18 protein-coding genes are annotated in these 20,785 nt (G+C 72.4%); 10 read left to right on the plus strand and 8 right to left on the minus strand.

Translation table 11 applies throughout. The annotated features are described in order from the left end of the window. Position 1: 1 nt before the first annotated feature. The 5 genes from QQ657_RS05555 to QQ657_RS05575 all read right to left on the minus strand — a co-directional run bounded on the left by QQ657_RS05555 (position 2) and on the right by QQ657_RS05575 (position 4,580). Positions 2 to 712, minus strand: a complete 711-nt coding sequence (locus tag QQ657_RS05555) for a response regulator transcription factor (RefSeq protein ID WP_284740970.1) — start codon at positions 710 to 712, stop codon at positions 2 to 4. Between the two features lie 16 nt (positions 713 to 728). Beyond that, positions 729 to 1,388, minus strand: a complete 660-nt coding sequence (locus tag QQ657_RS05560) for an IclR family transcriptional regulator (protein WP_284740971.1) — start codon at positions 1,386 to 1,388, stop codon at positions 729 to 731. Between the two features lie 48 nt (positions 1,389 to 1,436). Next, on the minus strand, positions 1,437 to 2,249 hold the full coding sequence (locus QQ657_RS05565) for a sugar phosphate isomerase/epimerase family protein (protein ID WP_284740972.1): 813 nt from the start codon (positions 2,247 to 2,249) through the stop codon (positions 1,437 to 1,439). Beyond that, positions 2,249 to 3,382: a DUF993 family protein gene (locus QQ657_RS05570; protein WP_284740973.1), complete on the minus strand. Its 1,134-nt coding sequence runs from the start codon at positions 3,380 to 3,382 to the stop codon at positions 2,249 to 2,251. Before QQ657_RS05570 ends, QQ657_RS05565 begins: the two co-directional genes overlap by 1 nt. A gap of 157 nt (positions 3,383 to 3,539) precedes the next feature. Beyond that, entirely contained in the window at positions 3,540 to 4,580 is a 1,041-nt protein-coding gene (locus QQ657_RS05575) for a LacI family DNA-binding transcriptional regulator (RefSeq protein ID WP_284740974.1), read from the minus strand. A gap of 230 nt (positions 4,581 to 4,810) precedes the next feature. Here QQ657_RS05575 and QQ657_RS05580 point away from each other — a divergent pair, with 230 nt between their 5' ends. From QQ657_RS05580 to lpdA, 3 genes are read left to right on the plus strand one after another with little or no spacing between them, the layout of a single operon-like run. Further along, positions 4,811 to 5,215 (plus strand): nitroreductase family deazaflavin-dependent oxidoreductase, encoded by a 405-nt coding sequence (locus QQ657_RS05580; RefSeq protein WP_284740975.1) that lies wholly within the window; start codon positions 4,811 to 4,813, stop codon positions 5,213 to 5,215. 60 nt (positions 5,216 to 5,275) lie between these two features. Next, positions 5,276 to 6,040: a lysophospholipid acyltransferase family protein gene (locus QQ657_RS05585; protein WP_284741278.1), complete on the plus strand. Its 765-nt coding sequence runs from the start codon at positions 5,276 to 5,278 to the stop codon at positions 6,038 to 6,040. Positions 6,041 to 6,089: 49 nt separating this feature from the next. Further along, positions 6,090 to 7,481 carry a dihydrolipoyl dehydrogenase gene (gene lpdA / locus QQ657_RS05590; RefSeq protein WP_284740976.1) on the plus strand — a complete coding sequence of 464 codons (1,392 nt, stop codon included), beginning with the start codon at positions 6,090 to 6,092 and terminating at the stop codon, positions 7,479 to 7,481. 264 nt (positions 7,482 to 7,745) lie between these two features. On the opposite strand, the gene QQ657_RS05595 is transcribed toward lpdA, so the two are convergent. Together QQ657_RS05595 and eccCa are read right to left on the minus strand one after the other, a co-directional pair. Then, on the minus strand, positions 7,746 to 8,450 hold the full coding sequence (locus tag QQ657_RS05595; protein ID WP_434056719.1) for a S1 family peptidase: 705 nt from the start codon (positions 8,448 to 8,450) through the stop codon (positions 7,746 to 7,748). 127 nt (positions 8,451 to 8,577) lie between these two features. After that, positions 8,578 to 12,504, minus strand: coding sequence for a type VII secretion protein EccCa (gene eccCa, locus QQ657_RS05600; protein ID WP_284740978.1), 3,927 nt, complete (start codon positions 12,502 to 12,504; stop codon positions 8,578 to 8,580). A gap of 143 nt (positions 12,505 to 12,647) precedes the next feature. Between eccCa and QQ657_RS05605 the strand changes: the two genes are divergently transcribed. The 6 genes from QQ657_RS05605 to eccD are packed head-to-tail and all read left to right on the plus strand — an operon-like array spanning position 12,648 to position 18,052. Continuing rightward, complete coding sequence (locus QQ657_RS05605) at positions 12,648 to 13,421, plus strand: WXG100 family type VII secretion target (RefSeq protein ID WP_284740979.1); 774 nt, start codon at positions 12,648 to 12,650, stop codon at positions 13,419 to 13,421. A 38-nt stretch (positions 13,422 to 13,459) separates the two neighbouring features. Beyond that, on the plus strand, positions 13,460 to 14,527 hold the full coding sequence (locus QQ657_RS05610; RefSeq protein ID WP_284740980.1) for a WXG100 family type VII secretion target: 1,068 nt from the start codon (positions 13,460 to 13,462) through the stop codon (positions 14,525 to 14,527). A 3-nt stretch (positions 14,528 to 14,530) separates the two neighbouring features. Then, positions 14,531 to 15,892 carry a WXG100 family type VII secretion target gene (locus QQ657_RS05615; RefSeq protein WP_284740981.1) on the plus strand — a complete coding sequence of 454 codons (1,362 nt, stop codon included), beginning with the start codon at positions 14,531 to 14,533 and terminating at the stop codon, positions 15,890 to 15,892. Then, a complete protein-coding gene (locus QQ657_RS05620; protein WP_284740982.1) occupies positions 15,892 to 16,362 on the plus strand; it encodes a hypothetical protein in 471 nt (156 codons plus the stop codon). The genes QQ657_RS05615 and QQ657_RS05620 overlap by 1 nt, the downstream gene beginning before the upstream one ends. After that, entirely contained in the window at positions 16,359 to 16,679 is a 321-nt protein-coding gene (locus QQ657_RS05625) for a YbaB/EbfC family nucleoid-associated protein (protein ID WP_284740983.1), read from the plus strand. Before QQ657_RS05620 ends, QQ657_RS05625 begins: the two co-directional genes overlap by 4 nt. Then, positions 16,679 to 18,052, plus strand: a complete 1,374-nt coding sequence (eccD, locus tag QQ657_RS05630) for a type VII secretion integral membrane protein EccD (RefSeq protein WP_284740984.1) — start codon at positions 16,679 to 16,681, stop codon at positions 18,050 to 18,052. The genes QQ657_RS05625 and eccD overlap by 1 nt, the downstream gene beginning before the upstream one ends. 116 nt (positions 18,053 to 18,168) lie before the next feature. Here the strand turns inward: eccD and QQ657_RS05635 are convergent, their stop codons facing one another. Next, a complete protein-coding gene (locus QQ657_RS05635; RefSeq protein WP_284740985.1) occupies positions 18,169 to 19,215 on the minus strand; it encodes a type VII secretion protein EccE in 1,047 nt (348 codons plus the stop codon). A gap of 142 nt (positions 19,216 to 19,357) precedes the next feature. On the opposite strand from QQ657_RS05635, the gene eccB reads away from it, so the two are divergent. Then, entirely contained in the window at positions 19,358 to 20,779 is a 1,422-nt protein-coding gene (gene eccB, locus QQ657_RS05640; protein WP_284740986.1) for a type VII secretion protein EccB, read from the plus strand. The last annotated feature ends 6 nt before the right edge of the window (positions 20,780 to 20,785 follow it).

Genomic DNA, 20,785 nt, shown 5'->3' on the forward strand with positions numbered 1-20,785 from the left:
GTCAGCCTTCGGCGAGTGACCGGGAGGGGTCCTCCAGCCGGTACCCGTGACCGCGCAGGGTGGCGATCCGGGGCACTTCGGCGCCGGGCCCGGCCGCCGACGCGAGCTTGCGGCGCACCGCCGCGATGTGCACGTCCAGGGTCTTCGTCGAGCCGTACCAGTGCGCGTCCCAGACCTCGGACATCAGCGTCTCGCGGCTGACGGCGACCCCGGGCTGCTCGGCCAGCCGCGCCAGCAGGTCGAACTCCTTGGCCCGCAGCACGACCTCACGCCCGCCCAGCGTGGCGCGGCGGCCGGCGATGTCGACGGTCAGCTCGCCGATCGTCACCGGCGGCCGGGCCCCGGCCGGCGCGCCGCGGCGCAGGTGCGCGCGCACCCGGGCCAGCAGCTCGCCCAGCCGGATCGGCTTGGTGAGGTAGTCGTCGGCGCCGGCGTCGAGGCCGACGACGACGTCCATCTCCTCCTGCCGGGCGGTGAGGATGACCAGCACCGACGCGGGCAGCGCCGCCCGCAGGCGACGGCAGACCTCGACGCCGTCCAGGTCGGGGAGACCGAGGTCGAGCAGCACGAGGTCGAAGTCGCCGGCCGCGGCGGCCTGCAGGGCGGTGCGGCCGTCGCGGCGCCAGCACACCTGGTAGCCGTGCAGTCGCAGGGTCGATTCGAGCACGCTGCCGATCGCGGCGTCGTCTTCCACCACCAGCAGGTTCGGCATGCCCGGAGCCTACGTTCTAGTCCGGCCGCCCACCGAAACCGATCCGCGAAATCCGGCGTGCGGCCTCCGTCACACCCCCGCCGAGCGTCGCCACCGCCTCCGCCGTGAAGCGCGTGGTCGGGCCGGTGACGGCCAGCGCGGCCAGCAGCCGCCCATCCGCGTCGAACACCGGCGCGGCGACGCTGGACGCGCCCGGTTCCGGCTCGCCGTGGCTGACCGCGGGGCCCTCGGCGCCGGCCAGCACCCGCCCGGCGGCCCCGCACCCGGGCGGCAGCTCGTCGCCGACGCGGCCGACGTGCCGGATGGTCCGCGAGCCCTCCTGCTGGGCCACGCAGACGAGTGCTTCCGTGCTGCGGACGTACAAATTGACCGTTTCGCCGTATTCCTGGGCGACCTCGCGCAGGACCTGGCGGACCGGCTCGGGCAGCTGCCACGCGGTGTTCGCCAGCTGGGCCCAGCGCAGCATCCCCGGCCCGACGGTGACCCGCCCGTCGGGGCGCGTCCACAGCAGGCCCCGCTGCTCGCAGGTGGCGACCAGCCGCAGCACGGTCGTCTTCGCGAGGCCGCTCGCGGCGGTGAGGTCCTTGACCGCCCACGTCCGGCGGCGTTCGGTGAACAGGGCGAGCAGGTCGAACGCGCGCAGCACGCTCCGCACCGCTCCGTCGTCTTCCGCCATCGAGCGACCCCCCGTACGCCTGATGGACCCAGCCTACCGGCGGCGGCCTCAGGCGACGTGGCGCTCGAACGCCGCGACGGTCTCGGCGAGCACCTCCGCCCCCGGCCGGGCCCACAGCGCGGCGTTGAACACCTCGACCTCGATCGGGCCGGTGTAGCCCGCGGCCTCGACGCAGGCCCGCAGCCGGCGGTGCTCGATCGGGCCGTCGCCCGGCAGCGCGCGGCCGAGCAGCGGGTCGGGCAGCGGCACGAGGACGTCGCACACGTGGAACCCGGCGATCCGGCCGGCGGCCGCGGCGATCGACTCCTCGATCCGCGGGTCCCACCAGACGTGGAACTCGTCGACGATCACCCCGACCTGCTCCGGCGGGTGCGCCGCGGCGATCGCCAGTGCTTGATCCACAGTGGACAGCACGGACCGCTCCGCGCACTGCATCGGGTGCAGCGGCTCGAGACCGAGCCGGACCCCGCGTTCCCCGGCGTACGGCGCGAGCTCGCCCACGGCGTCCGCGACCCGCTGCCGGGACGCGGCGAGGTCGTTGCCCGCGATCCCGCCCACGACGAGCACGAGGACATCGGCGCCCAGCGCGGCGGCTTCGTCGATCGCCTCCCGCGTCTGCGCGACACCGTCCACAGGGGACCCTTCCGGCGTCACGCCGGTGAAGAACCCACCGCGGCACAACGACGAAACCCGGACGCCGTGCTCCTTGAGCAGGCGCGCGGCTTCGTCGACACCGGTTTCCGCGACCTTGTCGCGCCACAGCCCGATCCAGCCGACGCCGGCCGCGGCGCACCCGGCCACCGCTTCGGGCAGCGACCAGGCCTTGGTGGTGATCTGGTTGAGGCTGAACCGCGGGTCCATCACGCCACCCCCGCGACCTGCAGCAGGGGCCGCATCCGGGCGACGGCGAGCTCGGGGTCGGCGAGCACGCCGGCCGCGTCGGCCAGCCGCAGCAGTGTCGCGAGGTGGGTGATCGTGCGCGCGGACTCGCTCCCGGCGAGCATCCGGAAGTGCTCTTGATGGCCGTTCAAGTGGGCGAGGAAGACGACGCCGGTCTTGTAGTGCCGGGTCGGGGCGCGGAAGATCTCGCGCGCCAGCGGCACAGTCGGGTCGAGCAGGGCGTGGAACCCGGCACGGTCGCCGTCGTCGAGACGAGCCAGCGCGGCGGCGGCGACCGGCGCGATCGGGTCGAAGATGCCCAGCAGGGCTTCGCTGTGGCCCTGGTCGTCGCCGGCGATGAGCTGCGGGTAGTGGAAGTCGTCGCCGGTGTAGCAGGCGACGCCCTCGGGCAGCGCGCGGCGGAACTCGGTCTCGACGTCGGCGTCCAGCACCGAAACCTTCACCCCGGCGATGGTGCCCGCGTGCTCGGCGCAGAGGGCCGCCAGTTCGCGGGCCGCGTCGCGGACGTCCTGGTGTCCCCAGTAGCCGGCCAGCGCGGGGTCGAACTGCTCGCCCAGCCAGTGCAGCAGGACCGGGCCGCCCGCCTCGGACAACAGTTTCCCGTAGGCCGCGTGGTAGTCGTCCGGGCCGTTCGCGGCGGCGGCCAGCGCCCGGCTCGCCATGACGACGGGGACCGCGCCCGCGCCGCCGACCAGGTCCAGCTGCTCGCGCCAGGCGTCCACAATGGACGCCGGGGTGGCCGGCCCGGCCGGCAGCTGGTCGGTGCCGACGCCGGCGCACCACCGGCGGCCGGCGGCGATCGCGCCGGTGCGGGTGACCAGCTCTTTCGTGGTGGCCCAGTCGAGGCCCATGCCGCGTTGCGCGGTGTCCATCGCCTCGGCGACGCCGAGCCCGCACGCCCACAGGTGCTCGCGGAAGGCCAGCGTGGTGTCCCAATCGACGGCGCCGGGCTCGTCGGCGAGCGCGTCCGCGACGACGTGCACGGCGCCGTAGGCGATCCGGGACGACGGCGGCTCACTCGGCGGCTCGGGCAGCGGCGGGCCGGATGGTGACCAGTTCATGAGCCCGCCGCCGGGGACCGGGAGCAGGAGCATCGGAAGACCTCCGGGAGTCAGAAAGCGCTTTCTCGCCTCCACGGTAGGACCTGTGCCGAGGTGCGACAAGGCCCGACCGAGTGGGGAGCCATGAGGGGCACCCTCATGGCCGTAAAAGCCATGAAGGTGCCCCTCATGGCAGTTCGGGGTGGTGCCGTCAGCGCTTGGGGCGCGCGGTGCTCTCCCGAAGGACGACCTCGCCGGAGAGCCGGACGGTCCGCGGCCGCGTCCCCCCGGCGCCCTTGATCGCCAGGTCCATCGCCCGCTCGCCGAGCTCCTCGAGCGGCAGCCGGACCGTGGTGAGCGCCGGGGCGAGGTCGCGGACCACCGGGATGTCGTCGAACCCGGCGACCGAAATGTCCCCGGGCACGGACAGGCCCTCCTCGCGCAACGCCGTCAGCGCGCCGATGGCCATCACGTCGGTGACGGCGAAGACGCAGGTCGGCAGCTTGCGCTTGCGGCCCGCGAGCAGCCGCTTCGTCGCGTCGTAGCCGCCGTCGCGGGTGAAGGCGGCCTCGACGATGTCGTCTTCGTGCAGGCTGATGCCGTGCTCGGCGAGACCGTCGGAGAACCCCGCCAGCCGGTCGACGACCGTGCTCAGCTGCCGCGGCCCGGCCAGCACCGCGAAGCGCTTGTGCCCGAGCCCGACCAGCGCCTTCGCCAGCGCGGCGGCGCCACCCTTGTTGTCCGGCTGCACGGTGTCGATCTTGAGCCCGCGGTGACGGCTGACCGCCGCGACCTGCCCGCCGCCGCGGCGGTAGGGCTCCAGCTCGGCCGCCATCGCGCGTTCCCACGCCCGGTCCTCGAACGCCGAGCCGATCAGCAGGATCGCCGCGGCCCGCTGCGCGCGCAGCGTCGAGACGTAGGCGACCTCGCGGTCGGGGTCGCGGAAGGTGCCGGCCAGCATCACGAGCAGCCCGTTGTCGGTCGCCACCCGCATCACCCCGCCGGCGATCGCGGCGAAGTACGGGTCGCTGACGTCGTGGCAGATCACGCCGACCGTGCGGTGGGTGCCCCCGGCGAGCGCCTGGGCGTGCGCGTTCGGGGCGTAGGCCAGCTCGGCCGCGGCGGCGGAAACCCGCTCCCGCAGGTCGGCGCGGACGGACGCGGTGCCGTTGAGCACCCGCGACGCCGTCGCGAGCGAGACGTTCGCGCTGCGTGCCACGTCTTCCAGTGTCACGTGCGGCCGGGCCTTCATGGCTGGCTCCTCCAGGGGTCGGTCTCGGGTGTCTCCGCGTGCTCGGTCGGTGCAATCTACTGGGAAGGGGGTGGGCCGGGAGAAGCCGCTGGCCGGGGGACCTGACCCGTTCGAGTGAAAAGCACGGGGGTAGCACACGGGAAGATCGGCGCCGGTGCGTGGCCTGGTAACAAGGAGAATCCTCCAGTGGTGAGTACGCCACTTTCGACCGACCGCGAAAGGATGCACGCATGCTGTTCGGTGACGAGCACATCCGCCGCTACGAGGAGACCGACGGCGAGGTCGGCCACGAGTGGCAGGAAGGCGTCCCGACGCTGTTGCTGACCACGAAGGGCCGCAAGACCGGCCAGGAGCGCAAGCTCGCCCTGATCTACCAGGAGGCCGACGGCAACCCGGTGGTCGTGGCGTCCGCCGGCGGCGCGCCCAAGCACCCCGCGTGGTACCTCAACCTCGTCGCGAACCCCGAGGTCGGCGTGCAGATCAAGGCCGACCGGTTCCAGGCCCGAGCCCGCACGGTCGAGGGCGAGGAGCGGGCGAAGCTGTGGGACAAGCTCGCCGCCGTCTGGCCGGACTACAACGAGTACACGAAGAAGGTCGACCGCCACATCCCCGTGGTCGTGCTCGAGCGCGTGTGATCTGCGCCGCGTTCGGCGCGAGCGGGAGCCGATCCGGCCGGTCGTCGGCTACGAATGACAATCATGGACCGCTGGACCCCCCTGGAAACCGAAGGTGAGCTGCTCACCCGACGCCAGATGATCGCTTACGGCCGGCGCTTCGCCCGTGCCGGCCGGGGCGCCTGGTACAGCTTCGCGATCGAGGTGGTCTGGCAGTTCCTCGTCCAGACGACCCGGTTCCGGGTGCGCGGCTCGCATCACATCCCGAAGTCCGGGGGCGTGCTGGTGGCGTCGAACCACCTGTCGTTCGCCGACCCGGCGACGCTGACGGCGTTCTGCTTGGCCGCCGGCCGTGTGCCGCGGTACCTTGCGAAGGCCTCGCTGTGGAAGCTGCCGGTCCTGGGCCGCGTGATGCGCTCGGGGCGCCACATCCCGGTGTACCGCGGCGCGGCGACGGCGGCCGAGGCCTACCGCGACCTCGTCGCCTCGGTGCGGGACGGCGAGTGCGTCGCGGTCTTCCCCGAAGGCACGTTCTCGAACGACCCGGCCGGCTGGCCGATGCGCGGCAAGACCGGCATCGTGCGCGCGGCCCTGGAGACCGGCGCGCCGGTGATCCCGGTGGCCAACTGGGGCACCCACCACCTGCTGCCGTCGACGGCGTGGTTCCCCCGCGGGCTGCCGCGCAAGACGGTCGAGCTGGTGGCCGGACCGCCGGTCGACCTGTCCGACCTGCGTGACCGGCCGCTCACCCGCGAGGTATTGGAGGAGGCGACGGCCCGGATCATGGCGGAGGTGACGACACTGCTGGAGTCGATCCGTGGCGAGCGGCGCCCGGTCGCCGCCTGAGGTCCGCGTCACCCCGCCCTGGCCTGGCCGAAGGGGTAGTTTCGGGCGTATGAGTGCACAACACTTTGATGTCGTCGTCCTGGGGGCCGGAGTCGGCGGGTACGTCGCGGCGATCCGCGCGTCGCAGCTCGGGCTGAGCGCCGCGGTGGTCGAGGAGAAGTACTGGGGTGGCGTCTGCCTGAACGTCGGGTGCATCCCGTCGAAGGCGCTGCTGCGCAACGCCGAACTGGCGCACGTCGTGACGCAGGAGGCGAAGGCGTTCGGCATCTCGTCCGACAGCCCTATCCGCGTGGACTACTCGGCTGCTTACGAGCGGAGCCGGAAGGTCGCCGACGGGCGCGTCAAGGGCGTGCACTTCCTCATGAAGAAGAACAAGATCACCGAGTTCGACGGGCACGGCACGTTCGTCGACGACCACACCCTCGAGGTGAACGGGTCGCAGGTGACGTTCGACCACTGCATCATCGCGACCGGGGCGACCACCCGGTTGCTGCCGGGGACGTCGCGGAGTTCGCGTGTCGTGACGTATGAAGAGCAGATTCTCTCGAGTGAGCTTCCGTCGAGCATCATCATCGCCGGTGCCGGGGCTATCGGGGTCGAGTTCGCTTACGTGCTGCACAACTACGGTGTCGATGTCACGATCGTCGAGTTCCTCGACCGGATGGTGCCGCTGGAGGATGCCGAGGTTTCGGCTGAGCTCTTCCGGCGTTATCGGAAGCTCGGGATCAAGGTGCTGACTTCTACTCGGGTCGAGTCGATCGATGACTCCGGTTCTTCGGTGCAGGTGACTGTGTCCTCGGAGAAGGATGGGCAGCGGGTTCTTTCCGCTGACAAGGTTTTGCAGGCGATCGGGTTCCAGCCTCGGGTCGAGGGGTATGGGCTGGAGAAGACCGGTGTCTCTCTGACCGAGCGTGGTGCGATCGCTATCGATGGCCGGGGGCGGACCAATGTTCCGCACATCTTCGCCATTGGTGATGTGACGGCGAAGCTGATGCTGGCTCACGCTTCGGAGTCGATGGGGGTTGTGGCGGCGGAGACCATTGCCGGTGCGGAGACCATGGAACTCGACTTCCCGATGATTCCGCGGGCTACTTACTGTCAGCCTCAGATCGCCAGCTTCGGGTGGACCGAGGAGCAGGCTCGTGCCAAGGGGTTTGATGTTCGGGTGGCCAAGTTTCCCTTTACCGCCAATGGGAAGGCTCAGGGGCTGGGGGATGCTGGTGGGTTCGTCAAGCTGATCAGTGATGCTCGGTATGGGGAGTTGATCGGGGGGCATCTCATCGGGCCGGATGTCACCGAGTTGCTTCCGGAGCTTACTTTGGCTCAGCAGTGGGATCTTACTGTTCACGAGGTTTCTCGGAATGTTCATGCTCATCCGACTTTGGGTGAGGCTGTCAAGGAAGCCTTGCATGGGCTTGCTGGGCATATGATCAATCTGTGATCTTGGTGGCCTCTCGCCCCGAATCCTGATTGTCACTACGGCCGCGGGGGGGCGGGCCGGCGGGGGCTCGGGGGGGGGCCCCCCCCCCCCGGCCGGGGGCGGGGGGGGGGTGTGGGGGGGGGGGGGGGGGGGGGGGGGGGGGGGGGGCGGGGGGGGGGGTGGGGCGGGCCGCCGGCGGGGGGGGTCTGTAGTGGGCCGGGGTGTCCCGGCCCACCCCGCGGGGGGCGGGGCGGGCGGGGGGCCGCCCCCCCCCCCGCGTCCGCCTCAGACGCCGGCGGTCTGCTGGATCCAGGTGCGGCTCGACGCGATGCTCGCGTAGTTCTGCGTGCCCTGCGGGTTCGAACCGGAGTTGCTGCCGGTGGAGCACACCCCGACCTGGACGCCGTTGTAGGTCTCCGGGCCGCCCGAGTCGCCGTGCCAGGCCGAGCCGTTGACGCCGACGCTGGCGATCGCCCGGCCGCCGAACGCGTCCGTGCCGGTGCCCGTCACGCGGACGTTGGCGGTCTTGAGGGTGCTCGAGGGCGGGCTGGTGCCCTGCGTCCGGCCCCAGCCGTAGATCTGGTTGGTCGACCCGGTCGGCGGGTTCCCGGTGCCGAGCTTCATGTAGGTGGTGTTCACGGCCGTCGTCAGGTGCAGCAGCGCGATGTCGCCGTCGGGCGACGCCTTCTGCTGGTCGACGTTCGCGTTCGTGCCCTGCTGCAGCGTCACGTTGCCGACCTTGACGTGCATGCCCGGCGAGTTCAGGCAGTGCTGCGCGGTGAGCACCCACTGCGGGGCGATGATCGTCCCCGAGCACTCGAACCCGCCGTAGGTCGTCACGTTGTTCCAGTAGATCTGGGCGCCCCACGGCGCGGAGGAGACGGTGCTCCCGCCGATGATGTCCTGCTGGGCGTCCGCAACCCCTGCGGAGACCAGGCTCAGCGCCGCGGCGGCGGCACCCACCACGGAAACAGCCCTCGACATTCGCATGAAAATGCCCTTCGGCCGGGTGATCCGGAAATTCGTCCCGAACGGGATGACCAGCTCAAACTAAGAGCCGTGAAGGATTCCCGGAACCTACCGAAGTCGGTAAGTCGCCGACGGTGAGCACGCCCGGTCAGGACTCCGCCGGTTTGGTCCACGCCACCTGGACCAGCCCCGTCCCGTGCCGGCGCGACACCAGCGTCCCCCGGCCCGGCGGCTGCGGCGACGGCTTCACGTCCGCCAGCAGCGCCCCTTCGTCCTTCGTTCCCGACATGATCAACCCCGGCGAGCCCAGCTCACGCAGCCGCTGCAGCACCGGCTCGAACAACGCCCGCCCGGCCCCGCCCGAACCCCGGACGATGATCACGTGCAGGCCGATGTCACGCGCCTGCGGCAAGAACTCCAGCAACGGCTGCAACGGGTTGCGCCCGACCGTCGCCACCAGCTCGTAGTCGTCCACCAGCACGAACAGCTCCGGCCCGCGCCACCACGAGCGGTTGCGCAGCTGCTCCGGGGTCACCGACGGGCCCGGCAGCCGGTTGCGCATCGCCGTCGCGCACTCGGTGATCAGCTCCGTCAGCTTGCCCTCGGCGCCCGCGTAGCCGAGCAGGTGCGCCTCCGGCACCGCCCCCAGCAAACCGCGGCGGTAGTCCGCGACGATGATCGCCGCCTCGTCCGGCGTGTACGCCGACGTGATGCCCTGAGCGATCGCACGCAGCAGCGAAGACTTGCCGGACTCGACGTCGCCGAACGCCACGAAGTGCGGGTCCGCCGAGAAGTCCAGGCACACCGGGCGCAACGTCGACTCCGCGATGCCCAGCGTGACCTGCTTGCCCGGGGCCGCGGGCAGCGTGTCCAGCGGCACCTCCGGCGGCAGCAGCCGGACCTGCGGTGCGCGCGGTCCCTTCCAGGCCTCCGAAATCCGGCGCACGAGGTCGACGCCGCCCGCGCCGATCGTCTCCGGGCGCTGGTCGCCGTCGATGCGGGGGAGCGCCGCGAGGAAGTGCAGCTTCTCCGCCGTGATGCCGCGCCCCGGCCGGTCGGCGGGGACGTTCACCGCGACCTTCCGGTCGATGGACGAGTCCATCGGGTCACCCAGGCGCAGCTCGAAGCGCGTGCCGATCGCGTCGCGCAGCTGGGCGCGGACGCCGATCCACTGGTTGAGCGAGACGACCACGTGGATGCCGAACCCGAGCCCGCGCGCGGCCAGCCCGGTGATCTGCTCCTCCAGCTGCTCGTACTCCTGCCGGATCGTGGTCCAGTTGTCCACGAACAGGAACACGTCGCCGAACTCGCGCCCGTCGGTGCTCTCGGTGAACTCCGCCCGCCGCTGGCGGAACGTCGTGATCGACTCGATCCCGTGGGCGGAGAAGTACTCCTCGCGCTGTTCCAGCAGCGTCGTCAGCTCGGCGACGACCCGGCGGCAGCGCTGCGCGTCGCGGCGGGTGGCGTAGCCGGACGTGTGCGGCAGCCCGGCGATCGGGGCCAGCGCGCCACCACCCATGTCCAGCACGAACAGCTGCACCTCGGCGGGGGTGTGGGTCAGCGCGAGCATGCCCGCGATGTCCTTCATCAGCGTCGACTTGCCGCTCTGCGGGGCACCGACGATCAGCGCGTGCCCGCCCGCGCCGGAGAAGTCGGCCCACAGCATGTCGCGGCGCTGCTCGAACGGCTTGTCCACCAGCGCCACCGGGATCGTCAGCTTCCCGTTGCCACCCCAGCCGAGCGGGGACAGGCCGCGCGCGGCGTCCTCGCCCAGCGGCGGCAGGAGCTGCTCCAGCGTCGGCGGTTCGTTCAGCGGCGGCAGCCAGATCTGGTGCGCGGCCGGCCCGCGGCCCTCCAGCCGCGACAGCATCGCGTGGATGATCGTCTCGCCGGTGCCGTCGGCGACCGGCGCGTCTTCGATCTCGGTGGTCACCGGGATCTCCACCGGGGCCAGGGAAAATGGCAGCACGCCGAGCTCCTGCCCGTCTTCGCGCACGACCGTGCTGCGCGGCGGCAGCTCCCCGGACACGTACGCGGCCTTGAGCCGGATCAGCGTTTCGGTGTCGGACTTGAGGTAGGCCGACCCCGGCACCGGCGGCAGGTGGTAGGCGTCGGCGACGCCCAGCACGGTCCGGCTTTCCGACGCCGAGAACGTCCGCAGGCCGATCCGGTACGACAGGTGCGAATCGAGCCCGCGCAGCCGGCCTTCTTCGAGCCGCTGCGACGCCAGCAGGAGGTGGATGCCCAGCGAGCGCCCGAGCCGGCCGATCGCGACGAACAGGTCGATGAACTCCGGCCGGGCGGACAGCAGCTCGCTGAACTCGTCGATGATCACCAGCAGCGAGGGCAGCGGGTCGAGCGCCACGCCGTCCGCGCGTGCCTTCTCGTAGTCGCGCACCGACGCGTAGTTCCCGGCCGCGTGCAGCAGTTCCTGGCGCCGCAGCAGCTCGCCGTTGAGCGCGTCGGCCATGCGGTCGACCAGCGCGAGGTCGTCGGACAGGTTCGTGATGACGGCGCAGGTGTGCGGCAGGTCGGTCATCCCGGCGAAGGTCGCGCCGCCCTTGAAGTCGATCAGCGCCAGGTTCAGCGTCTCCGACGAGTGCATCACCGCCAGCGCCGTCACCAGCGTCCGCAGCAGCTCGCTCTTGCCGGACCCGGTCGCGCCGATGACCAGGCCGTGCGGGCCCATCCCGCCCTCGGCCGACTCCTTGAGGTCCAAGTCCACCGGACGGCCCTCGGGGTTGACGCCCAGCGGGATCCGCAGCCGGTCGCGCGCCGCGCGCGGTGCCCACGTCACGGTGGTGTCGGTGTCGCGCGGGTCGCCGATGCCGAGCAGCCCGGACAGCCCGAAGGTTGCCGACATCGGCTTGTCGCCGACGACGGCGGCCGGGGTGTGCAACGGCGTCAGCATCCGGGCCAGCGCCTCCGCGGCGCCGCGGTCCAGGATGTCCGGGCGGCCGAGGAACCCGAGCCGCTGCTCGGTGGCGTCGCCGACGACCATGCCCAGGGAGTCGGGGGTGGTGTGCAGGCTCAGCAGCCGCTCGGTCGAGTACGTCCGCGGGTGTTCCTGCCCGATCTCGATCACCGTGACGCCGAGCCGGCCGTCCTCGCCGATCAGCCGGGTCTCGCCGTGGGCGTTGCCGCCGTCGACGAGGACCACCAGGTGCGGCAGGTCGAGCTCGGCCGCGGCGCGGCGGCTGAACGCGGGCCGGTCGCCGAGGTCCGCGCCGAGCAGCTCGGCCAGCCCGGCCGCGGAGTCGGCGGCCAGGCGCCGGGAGCCGACGGCGTCGGCCGCGCCGGCCGCGGTCGCGTGCGGCAGCCACTTCGCCCATTCCCAGTCGTGCTGCCGGTCCGCCGGCACGCACAGCGCGACCCGCAGGTCCCCGGGGGAGTGGAAGGTGACGAGCTGGCACAGCAGCGACCGCACCAGGCCGAGCACGTCCGGCCGCCGCCCGGCCACGGTGACCGCGGCGAACGAGCGCAGCGACAGCGCCACCGGCAGGCCGTCCACCGTCGAGTAGGTGCGGATGAAGTACTTGAGGCTGGTGGAGCACACCGGGTCCAGGTCCTCCAGGGGCACCGTCTGCGGCGCCTTCAGCGGCGTCGCCAGCCGCTGCGGCCCGGTGCCCGCGCGCACCTGCGCGAACTGGCCGTCGGTGCGCCGCCGGTCCCACAGCTTCCCGCTCTCGACGTAGGCCCAGAGGTCGGCGGGGTCGGGCTGGACGGCGACCATCGCGGCGCGCTGGCCGTCGGCGATGTCCCGGACCTGGGTCCGCAACCCGGAGAGATACCGCTGGTAGTCGCGGCGCTCGTCGTTGATCTGCGCCTTCTTCGCCATGCCGCCGCGGCCCAGCGACATCACCACCATGCCGCCCATGGCACAGATGAACAGCGCGCCGAAGACGTAGGTCATCACGCCGCCGTCGCGTCCGATGTAGACGAACGACATCGCGCCCATGCCGAGCATCATCGGCAGGAACATCATCAGCTGCATCATCCCGCCGGACGAGCTCTTCGGGAGCATCGGCGGCGACTGCAGCACGATCTCGGTCGGGCGCTCGGGCGAGAGGCTCATGAGGTAATGCTCCAGCGGATCGAGGTGGCTCTGACCGGTATTTTGGCCACTTGCCGACCCGTCGCGGTGGGTACTTTTGCCGTCCGCCCGCTTCCGGGGCCGAACTTACGCTCTGCCGAGCAGCCACCCGCGGAAGGAGAGCCATGGCCGGCGAGTACCGGGCTGAGCCCGAGGCGATGCGCTCGTCCGTCGGCAACGTCGGAGGGATCATCGCCCACGGCATCAACGCCGTTGCCGACCTCGAACGGCTCGTCGTGCAGCCGATGTCGTTCGCGGGTTTCGGCAGCGCGGTCGCCGCCGCGAACGCCGCCCTGCACTCCACCCAGGTCACCGCCGTCCGCACGCTGCTGCAGCTGCTGCAGCAGGTCAACGGGCTGGTCAAGGCCAGTGCCGACGCCTACCAGGCGGCGGACCGGGCCGCGGCCGCCGGCTACGGCGGCGGGCACGACGGGTCCACGACGCCCACGTCGTCGATCTGGGGGAGCTCGCACGCTTCGGAGCTCGCCACCCTGGCGATCAACGACAGCGCGGGCGCCCACGGCGAGCCGTCGTCGGTCGGGAACGTGCTGCGCTACCTGGGGGACGCGCAGCTCGGCCGGCTCGGGGACCACCCGATCACCGACACCCGCTTCCACGGCGTCGCCGACTTCAACGACTGGCTGGCCGGTGACGCCGACAACCAGGCGCGCATCGGGCTCATCGAGGTCTACGCGGGCACCGCGCGGACCTTCTCCGACGTTCCCGGCGGCGTGCACAGCGGCGACGTCGTGGTCGTCGAGCCGCTGCTGTTCTCCGACCGCCAGCCGGTCATCGGCGTCGCCGGCGACGGCGGCCGCCTCTACAACCACGGGCTCCTCGACGCCCGCATCGGCGGGCTGGCGAAGGTCAGCGTCTACCGGCCCGCCTCCGTCGTCTGATCGTCCTGTCTGGCACTACAGAACCTTTGTGAGGTCCGATGCTGACTTTCCCGAACTCCAGCGCCATGGACGCGACCGCGTCCTCGGGCGGGCCGATCACCATCCTGCCGCAGATCGTCACCGGCCAGCCGGAGCAGATCGCGCAGCACGTGGTCGACCTGGTCAAGAAGGCCGAGCAGTTCCTGAGCATGTACACCGAGCTCACCAAGGCCGCCGACCAGCTCGGCAAGATCTGGTCGGGCGCGGCGAGCGAGTCGGCGCTGAAGAAGATCGGCGACTCCCTCAAGCAGCTCGAGACGATCATCAACGTCGTGCAGAAGGGCGCCGAGCTGCTCGGCGTGTCCGGCACGCTGATCAAGACGGCGCAGCAGGCCTACCGCTCGGTGGTGGCCGCGGTGAACCCGACGGTCGCCTCGCTGATGTCGAACCCGTGGACCTACGGCGCGGCGGTCGCTTTGTCGACCGCGACCAGCGCGTCGCTGCGGGCGTTCATCACCGCGATCGGCGCGCTGCTCAAGGCGCTCGGCGCGGGTGACCTCGCCCAGCAGGTCACGCAGCTCGCGCAGGTCATCGGCGCGATCGAGAAGCTCTTCCACCACGACTCCGGCAGCTCGGGCGCGACGACGCCGTCGATCGGGAACACCCCGGTGACGGCGCCCCAGGCCCCGCCGTCGGTGGCAAGCCCGGCCGGGCAGCAGGCGGTGGCGGGCGGGAGCGGCGGGGGGATCCCGCAGCAGCCTTCGTTCACCGACTACACCCCGCCCGCGCTCGCCACCGGCGGCGGTTCCAGCGGCGGCGCGACGACGCCGGTGACCGGCAACGGCACCCCGCTCGACCCGTCGAACAGCTGGATCGCCGTGAACCCGGGGCAGCAGAACGGCGCCACCGTGCCGACGCAGCCGGCGCCGGTCACCCAGCCCGCCCCGGTCACCGGCGGCGCGGGCGCGATCGGCGGCGCGAACGAGGTCACCATCCACACCAACCTCACCACCGGTGAGTCCACTGTGGAGGCTCCGGGCGGGCAGGACTTCGACCTCGACATCGACCTGGACTACAACGGCAAGCACTTCAGCCAGCACGTCGGCTACGACGCGGCCGGGAACTGACCCGTGTGGGGCTCGGGGGTCGTCGACGCGTCGGGGGTGGTCAGCTCCGTGCTGTCCGGCTACCGGCAGGTCCTGGTCGAATGCCAGAGACGGGTCACCGGTGACCCCGGTGCGCTCAGCGCCGCGTCGCAGCGCGTCGCCACCCAGGCTTCGACGGTCTCGGGCAAGGCGAAGGAGATCGACGACTCCGCCAAGACCCTGCACGCGGACTGGGACGGCGACGCCTACACCGCGTTCGCGACCGCGGCCGGGAAGCTGGGCGAGGAGCTGACGGACGCCGCCACGAAGCTCGACGACCAGGCGAAACGGCTTTCGACGGCGGCGCAGCTGGTGCAGTCGGCGAAGGCCGCGGTCGACTCGGTCATCGCGCAGTTCGACCAGTACGCCCAGCAGCTGACCGCGCAGGCGCGCGCGGTGAACTCCGGCTCGGTCGGCGCGTTCATCCAGGCCGCGCGGCAGCTGGGGGAGCAGAGCGTCCAGGCCGCCCGCCAGGTCGTCGACGAGTACTCCGACGCGCTCGCCGAGCTGTTCCCGCCCGAGGGCACCCAGCGGCTGGAGTACAAGCTGGGCAAGAAGACCGCGGGCCCGCTGGGCTGGCTCAACGGCAGCCCGCTCGACGGGCGCAAGCGGCCGCGGGACGCGCCGTCGTGGTTCAAGAACTCGGGCTGGAAGAAGCTCACCTGGGACGGCCTGGAGGGCACCCGCGCGCCGAAGAAGGCGGACACGCCGTTCGGGCAGCCGAAGCCCGAGAGCGTCAAGGACAAGCTGGGCAACAACACCGAGATCACCTACTACAAGTTCAAGCACGAGCAGGACGGGCTCACCCCGGAGTACGACGGCAAGATCACGTCGAAGGGCGGGGACGTCGGCGCGTCCGGGCACACCGAGCTGGCCGCGGTGAAGGAAGAGGGCGAGCTCAAGGGCGACTGGGGCGTCTCTTCGGCGCACGCCAAGGGCACGGTGTTCGCCGGCGGCGAGGCGAGCGCGTCCGGCACGATCGGTGCGCACGGCGTGGGCGCGCACGCGAACGTCTTCGCCGGCGGCAAGATCGAGGGCGAGGTCGCCGCGGACGTCGCGGGTGTCGGCGTCGGCGCGAACGGCACGCTGCAGTACGGCATCGGCGCGCAGCTCGACGCCCAGGCCGTCTACGACGCGGGGCACATCAAGGTCAACTTCAAGGCGGGCGCCGCGCTCGGCCTCGGTGCCGGGATCGGCGCGAAGATCGACATCGACCTGCCGAAGCTCGGCCACACCATCGGCGAGTACGGCGGCGCGGCGGCCGACTACGTCGGGACCGCGGCGAACGATGCCGCCAATGCCGTCGGATCCGCTTGGGACGACGCCGTTTCGTACGTGGGGCTGTGATGACCCTTCCCCTGGACTTCGTCATCCCGGACGGCTGGACGGCCGTCGACCCGGGCGACTCGGGCGCGGTGTTCGTCGCCGTGCACGACGCTTCGCCGGGCGAGTTCGTCCCGAACATCACGGTCAGCGTCCAGCAGCGGCCCGACGAAGCATCGATCGACGCCATCGCCGCCGAAGCCGTCGAGCGCCTTTCGCTGACGCTGGCCGGGCTCGAAGTGCTGAGCCGCCGCGACGTCGGCGCCCCGGCCGCGCCCGGCGTCATGCAGCTGCTTCGCCTGCACACCGGCGAAGGCGAAGAGCTGATCCAGACCCAGGTGCACCTGACGGTTCCCGGCTCCGTGCCGGCGGACCGGCTGGTGCTCGAGCTCGTCTGCACGGCCGCGCCCGCGACCGCGCGACGGCTCTCACCCGGTTTCCAGCGGTTCGTGGGCAGTGTCCGCGTCCGCCAGCACGAAGGGATGCAACAGTGACCGATCCGTACGCGGTGCCGGACATGGACGAGCTGCTCGCACAGGTGCGCAAGCAGACCGAAGAGGTCCAGCGGATCCAGCGCACGGTCGAGGCGATGGAGGTCAAGGCGCACTCGCGGCAGAACGAGGTCACCGTCACCCTCCGCGGCGACGGGCGCTTCACCTCCATCGACATCGACCCCCGCGCGATCCGCGAGTACGACGCCCGCAACCTCTCGGAGATCGTCCTCGAGGCGGTGAACGCGGGGCTCTCGAAGCTCGCCGAGGCCTCGAACGCGAAGTTCGCTCCGGTGATCTCGGCCGCGAAGAACGTCTGATGACCACCGCTGCTCTCACGGGCACGACGCGGCGGGTCACGGTGGTGACACCGAGGGCCCGGGTGGACGTCGCGCTGCCGCAGCAGTCGACGTTCGCCGAGCTGGTGCCGCAGCTGGTGCGGCTGGCCGGAGCGTCCGGGCAGGCGTCGGCCGAGCATCCGGGCTGGGTGCTGTCCCGGCTCGGCGGCGCGCCACTGGCCTTGGGCCTGAGCGTCGCGGCCGCCCAGATCCGGGACGGCGAAGTGCTCCACCTGACCCCGCGGGAACGCCCGCGGGGTCCGTTGCTGTTCGACGACGTCGTCGACTCGATCGCCAGCGTCGCCGATTCCTCCGGTGGGTGGGGGCCGTCGGTCGCGCGGCGGTCCGGGCTGGTGGCCGCGGTGGTGCTGCTGCTGGCCGGCGGGCTGCTGGTGCAGGCGGCGGCGTCCGGCAGTGTCCTGGCGCCGATCGGGACCGGGCTCCTGGCCCTGGTGCTGCTCCTCGGCGGCGGCGCGCTGAGCCGCGCGTACGGCGACGCAGAGGCCGGCGCGGCCGGCGCGGTGGCCGGCGTCGGCGTCGCGTTGCTGGCGGGGATGTCGATCCTGCCGCCGCATCCGCTGTTCTCGTTGTCGGCGGGACCGCTGGCGGCGGGGCTGGCGGCGGTGACGGTGTACGGCGTCCTGGCGGCGGTTTCGGTGGCGGACCGGCTGCCGTGGTTCGTGGCGATCACGAGCGCGGCGGGCTTCGGCGCGATCACGACGGGCGTGGTGCTGCTGGCGGGCGTCAAGCCGGTGTCGGCCGCGGCGGTGGCCGCGGTGCTGTGCACGGCACTGGCGGCGGTGGCCCCGATGCTGGCGCTGCGCCTGGCCCGGCTGCCGCTGCCCCGGGTGCCGGACGACATGGAGGCGTTCCGCGCGGACGAGCAGCCGTCGCTGGGCACGGAGATGATCGGCCGGACGTCCCGGGCGCAGGCGGTGCTGACCGGGTTGCTGGTGGGCCTGGGCCTGGTGGTGCTGGCGTCGTCGGTGGTGCTGTCCGCGGGCGGGCCGTGGGACGCGGGGCTGGCTGGACTGCTCGGCTTGGCGTGGATCCTGCGGTCCCGCTCGTACGCGGGCCGCGTCCAGCGCCTGGTGCTGATCGGCTTCGGCGTGCTGGCGCTGGTGTGCGCCGGGGTGTGGCTGGTGGCGTCGGGCAACCGGACGGTGGTCTTCGCGGCGGGCTGCGCGGTCGTGCTGTCCGCGGCGGTGTGCGTGGCTTATGCGACGCGGGTCGCGCGTGGGCTGCGTTCGCCTTACTGGTCAAGGCTTTTGGACGTTTCGGAGTTCTTGGTGCTGCTTTCGCTGGTGCCGTTCGTCGGCATGATCGCGGGGGTGTACGAAGCCGTCCGCGGCTGACCTTCGTCCTAGTGCCGTGTTGGGCCCCCAAAAGGCCGGGGACGCCCCGCAAGGGGGGGGAAAGGCCCAACAATGAAGCCACCCCCCCCCGCGGGGGGGGCGCCCCCCCCCCCACTTCAGGAATCCAGCGCCAGCGGGAGGGTCTGCCGCACCGCGGCGCCGTGCCGGCCGTGCAGCGGGACCGCCGCTCCCGGGGATGGCACCGCAGCACCCGGCCGAGCCCCCACCCGCACCGTCACTTCGGCCTTCTCCCGCCCACTCGCACCCCGCGTCAGCGTGTACGAAGTCGCCGTGAAAGCCGCTCCCGGCACCGCGAAATCCACCGTTCGCGACGACCGCGGCCGGAAGCACTTCTGCGCCGCGTCACCCCACGTCCACGACTTCCAGCGGTCCGGCGGAGCGGAAGCGGGCCCCTGGACGCCCAACGCGACCCGGAGCTCCTTCGCCAGCTCGCCGGCTTCCAGCACCGTGCTCTGGTACCCGGCCTCGGCCAGCGCGCCCATCAAGCTCAACGCCGCCGACGCCGTGCTCCGCAACGCCCCGAGGTCGCCGCCACCGCGGGCCAGCGCCGCGATCGGGGCGAGGTCCGGCCGGTAGCGGACCGCCAGCCAGCGGACCCGCAGCACCTGATCCCCGCGGGGAATCGCCCACGTCAGCAGCTGCGCCGACGCGAGGGGGACGTCGGTCCGCCGGTAGGCCGAGCGCAACGCCTCCACCAGCGGCCCAGGCGCTCCCGGACCCTGCGTCAGCCGGACCAGCGCGCTCCACCCGCCGTCGACCTCGGCGACGCCGAAGCGGTTGCCCGCGCGGTCGACGTGCTGGCGCACCTTCACCGACCCGGCCACGCTCAGCAGCGGGTCGGGGCTGTCGCGGCGCGTGTCGTGGCGCCGCAGCCGGAACGCCGTCCAGGTCAGGGCCCAGCCCGCCAGGTGCCGTCCGGCGAAGCGCACGGACGTCAGCAGCACCACCAGCCCGGTCGCCACGCTCACCCCGATCCGCACCGGCTGCGAGACCGTGTCGACCATCCACGCGAGCAGGACCGCGATCCCCGCGATCTCCCACAGCGCGGCCTGCAGCGGCCGGATCGGCAGCAGCCAGGGCAGCGGCGTGGACGCGGGCCGCGGCGGTGCCGGGCGCACGGCGCCGGCGGTTTCGACGGACACGGGCTCCCCTTTCCCCGGGTCTGCGACGCTACTGCTTACCCGGATACCGCGTGGGCGTAAAAATTACCCTCGCCGCCCCCGCGGGCGCGGCTTTAGCATCGGGCACTCGGGAGGAAGACACACACAGCCGGGGGCACAGCGCGTGTGGACGCAGCGGGACCAGATCCAGGCGTACCAGTTCCTCCGGCGCAGGCTCGTTTCCGCGCTCGTCGCGGCCGACGCCAACCACCCCGTCTCGCCGAGCCGCCGGCTCGTGCTCGGCACCGTGCTGGGGCTCGTGGCCGCGCTGCTCGTCACCGCCGTCTTCGGGATCATCGGCCTGCTCAACCCCTCCGGGGGTAAGGACTGGCTGGCCGGCGGCAAGGTGATCGTCGAGGAGGGCACCGGCGCCCGGTTCGTGCTCGGTGCCGACGGCGTCCTGCACCCGGTCCTCAACTACGCCTCCGCGCGGCTGCTGGCCGGCGGCACCGGCGACGCGACGGTGTCCGTCTCGCCGGAGAACCTCGGCAAGGCCGGCCGCGGCACCCCGATCGGCATCCCGGGCGCGCCCGACTCGGTGCCCGCCACCGGCGCGCTCGTCACGACGCCGTGGACGACCTGCAGCCGCACCACCCAGGACGCGCCCGCGTCGGCCGAGCCACGCACCGCCGTCCTGCTCTCCGCGCCCGCGTCCGGGGTTGAGCTGCCGCGCGACCAGGGCGTGATCGTGCGGCTGCCCTGGGGCGACCGGTTCCTGCTCGCCGGCGGCCGCCGCTACAAGCTCTCCGACGAGGCCGCGACCGCGCTGCAGTTCGACAGCTACCCGACGATCGCGGTGTCCGCGCGGTGGATCGACACCGTCCCGGCCGGGCGCGACCTGACCGCGCTGCCGGTCGACGGCGCCGGGGACCGGGGACCTGACGTGGGCGGCCGCGACACCCGCGTCGGCGAGGTCCTGGCCGTGGTGGACGCGCTGGCCGCGCCCGGCACGGCGTCGTCGTACTACCTGGTCCGCCGCGACGGGCTCGAGCCGGTCGGGCAGACCGAGGCGAGCCTCCTGGTGACGACGGCGGCCAACGCGGCCGCCTACCCGGGCACGCCGGCGCCGGTCGACGTCCGTGCGGCCGACGTCGCCGCCGCGCCGAAGGTCGCCGCGCCCCGAGCCGGCGGTGCCGACCCCGCGGCGTTCCCCGACCGCATCCCGGGCAAGGCGCCGATCACCGGCAACTCGATCGCGTTGTGCATCCAGGGCAACCGGTTGCTCGTTTCGGCCGAATTCCCGCTTTCCCCTGGCGCCAAAGCAATCCAGGTCGCCACGAGGACCGAAGCACGGGTGGCGGACGAGGTGTGGGTACCTCCGTCGGGGGGAGCCGTCGTCGTCGAATCCGGCTCGGCCACCACGTACCTGGTGACCGATACGGGCCGGAAGTACCCGGTGGTGAACGCGCAGGCATTGGCCTCGCTCGGCTACGGAAGCGTGGCGAAGTCACCGGTCACAGGTAGTTTGCTGGCATTGGTGCCGATGGGCCCCGCGCTGGACCCGGCCACGGCCGGGCGGCCGGCCCCGTCGGGTGGAACGGGGTGAAAGTCG

Source organism: Amycolatopsis ponsaeliensis (genome assembly GCF_030182635.1).
Lineage (GTDB): Bacteria > Actinomycetota > Actinomycetes > Mycobacteriales > Pseudonocardiaceae > Amycolatopsis > Amycolatopsis ponsaeliensis.

What these genes read in the sequence shown, in the direction of transcription:
- lpdA (WP_284740976.1), top strand. Translation starts at nt 6,090, where the DNA reads ATGAGTGCACAACACTTTGATGTCGTCGTCCTGGGGGCCGGAGTCGGC.
- QQ657_RS05555 (WP_284740970.1), bottom strand. Translation starts at nt 712, where the DNA reads ATGCCGAACCTGCTGGTGGTGGAAGACGACGCCGCGATCGGCAGCGTG.
- QQ657_RS05575 (WP_284740974.1), bottom strand. Translation starts at nt 4,580, where the DNA reads ATGAAGGCCCGGCCGCACGTGACACTGGAAGACGTGGCACGCAGCGCG.
- QQ657_RS05570 (WP_284740973.1), bottom strand. Translation starts at nt 3,382, where the DNA reads ATGCTCCTGCTCCCGGTCCCCGGCGGCGGGCTCATGAACTGGTCACCA.
- eccD (WP_284740984.1), top strand. Translation starts at nt 16,679, where the DNA reads ATGACCACCGCTGCTCTCACGGGCACGACGCGGCGGGTCACGGTGGTG.
- eccCa (WP_284740978.1), bottom strand. Translation starts at nt 12,504, where the DNA reads ATGAGCCTCTCGCCCGAGCGCCCGACCGAGATCGTGCTGCAGTCGCCG.
- QQ657_RS05595 (WP_434056719.1), bottom strand. Translation starts at nt 8,450, where the DNA reads ATGCGAATGTCGAGGGCTGTTTCCGTGGTGGGTGCCGCCGCCGCGGCG.
- QQ657_RS05560 (WP_284740971.1), bottom strand. Translation starts at nt 1,388, where the DNA reads ATGGCGGAAGACGACGGAGCGGTGCGGAGCGTGCTGCGCGCGTTCGAC.
- QQ657_RS05620 (WP_284740982.1), top strand. Translation starts at nt 15,892, where the DNA reads ATGACCCTTCCCCTGGACTTCGTCATCCCGGACGGCTGGACGGCCGTC.
- QQ657_RS05610 (WP_284740980.1), top strand. Translation starts at nt 13,460, where the DNA reads ATGCTGACTTTCCCGAACTCCAGCGCCATGGACGCGACCGCGTCCTCG.
- QQ657_RS05605 (WP_284740979.1), top strand. Translation starts at nt 12,648, where the DNA reads ATGGCCGGCGAGTACCGGGCTGAGCCCGAGGCGATGCGCTCGTCCGTC.
- QQ657_RS05580 (WP_284740975.1), top strand. Translation starts at nt 4,811, where the DNA reads ATGCTGTTCGGTGACGAGCACATCCGCCGCTACGAGGAGACCGACGGC.
- QQ657_RS05565 (WP_284740972.1), bottom strand. Translation starts at nt 2,249, where the DNA reads ATGGACCCGCGGTTCAGCCTCAACCAGATCACCACCAAGGCCTGGTCG.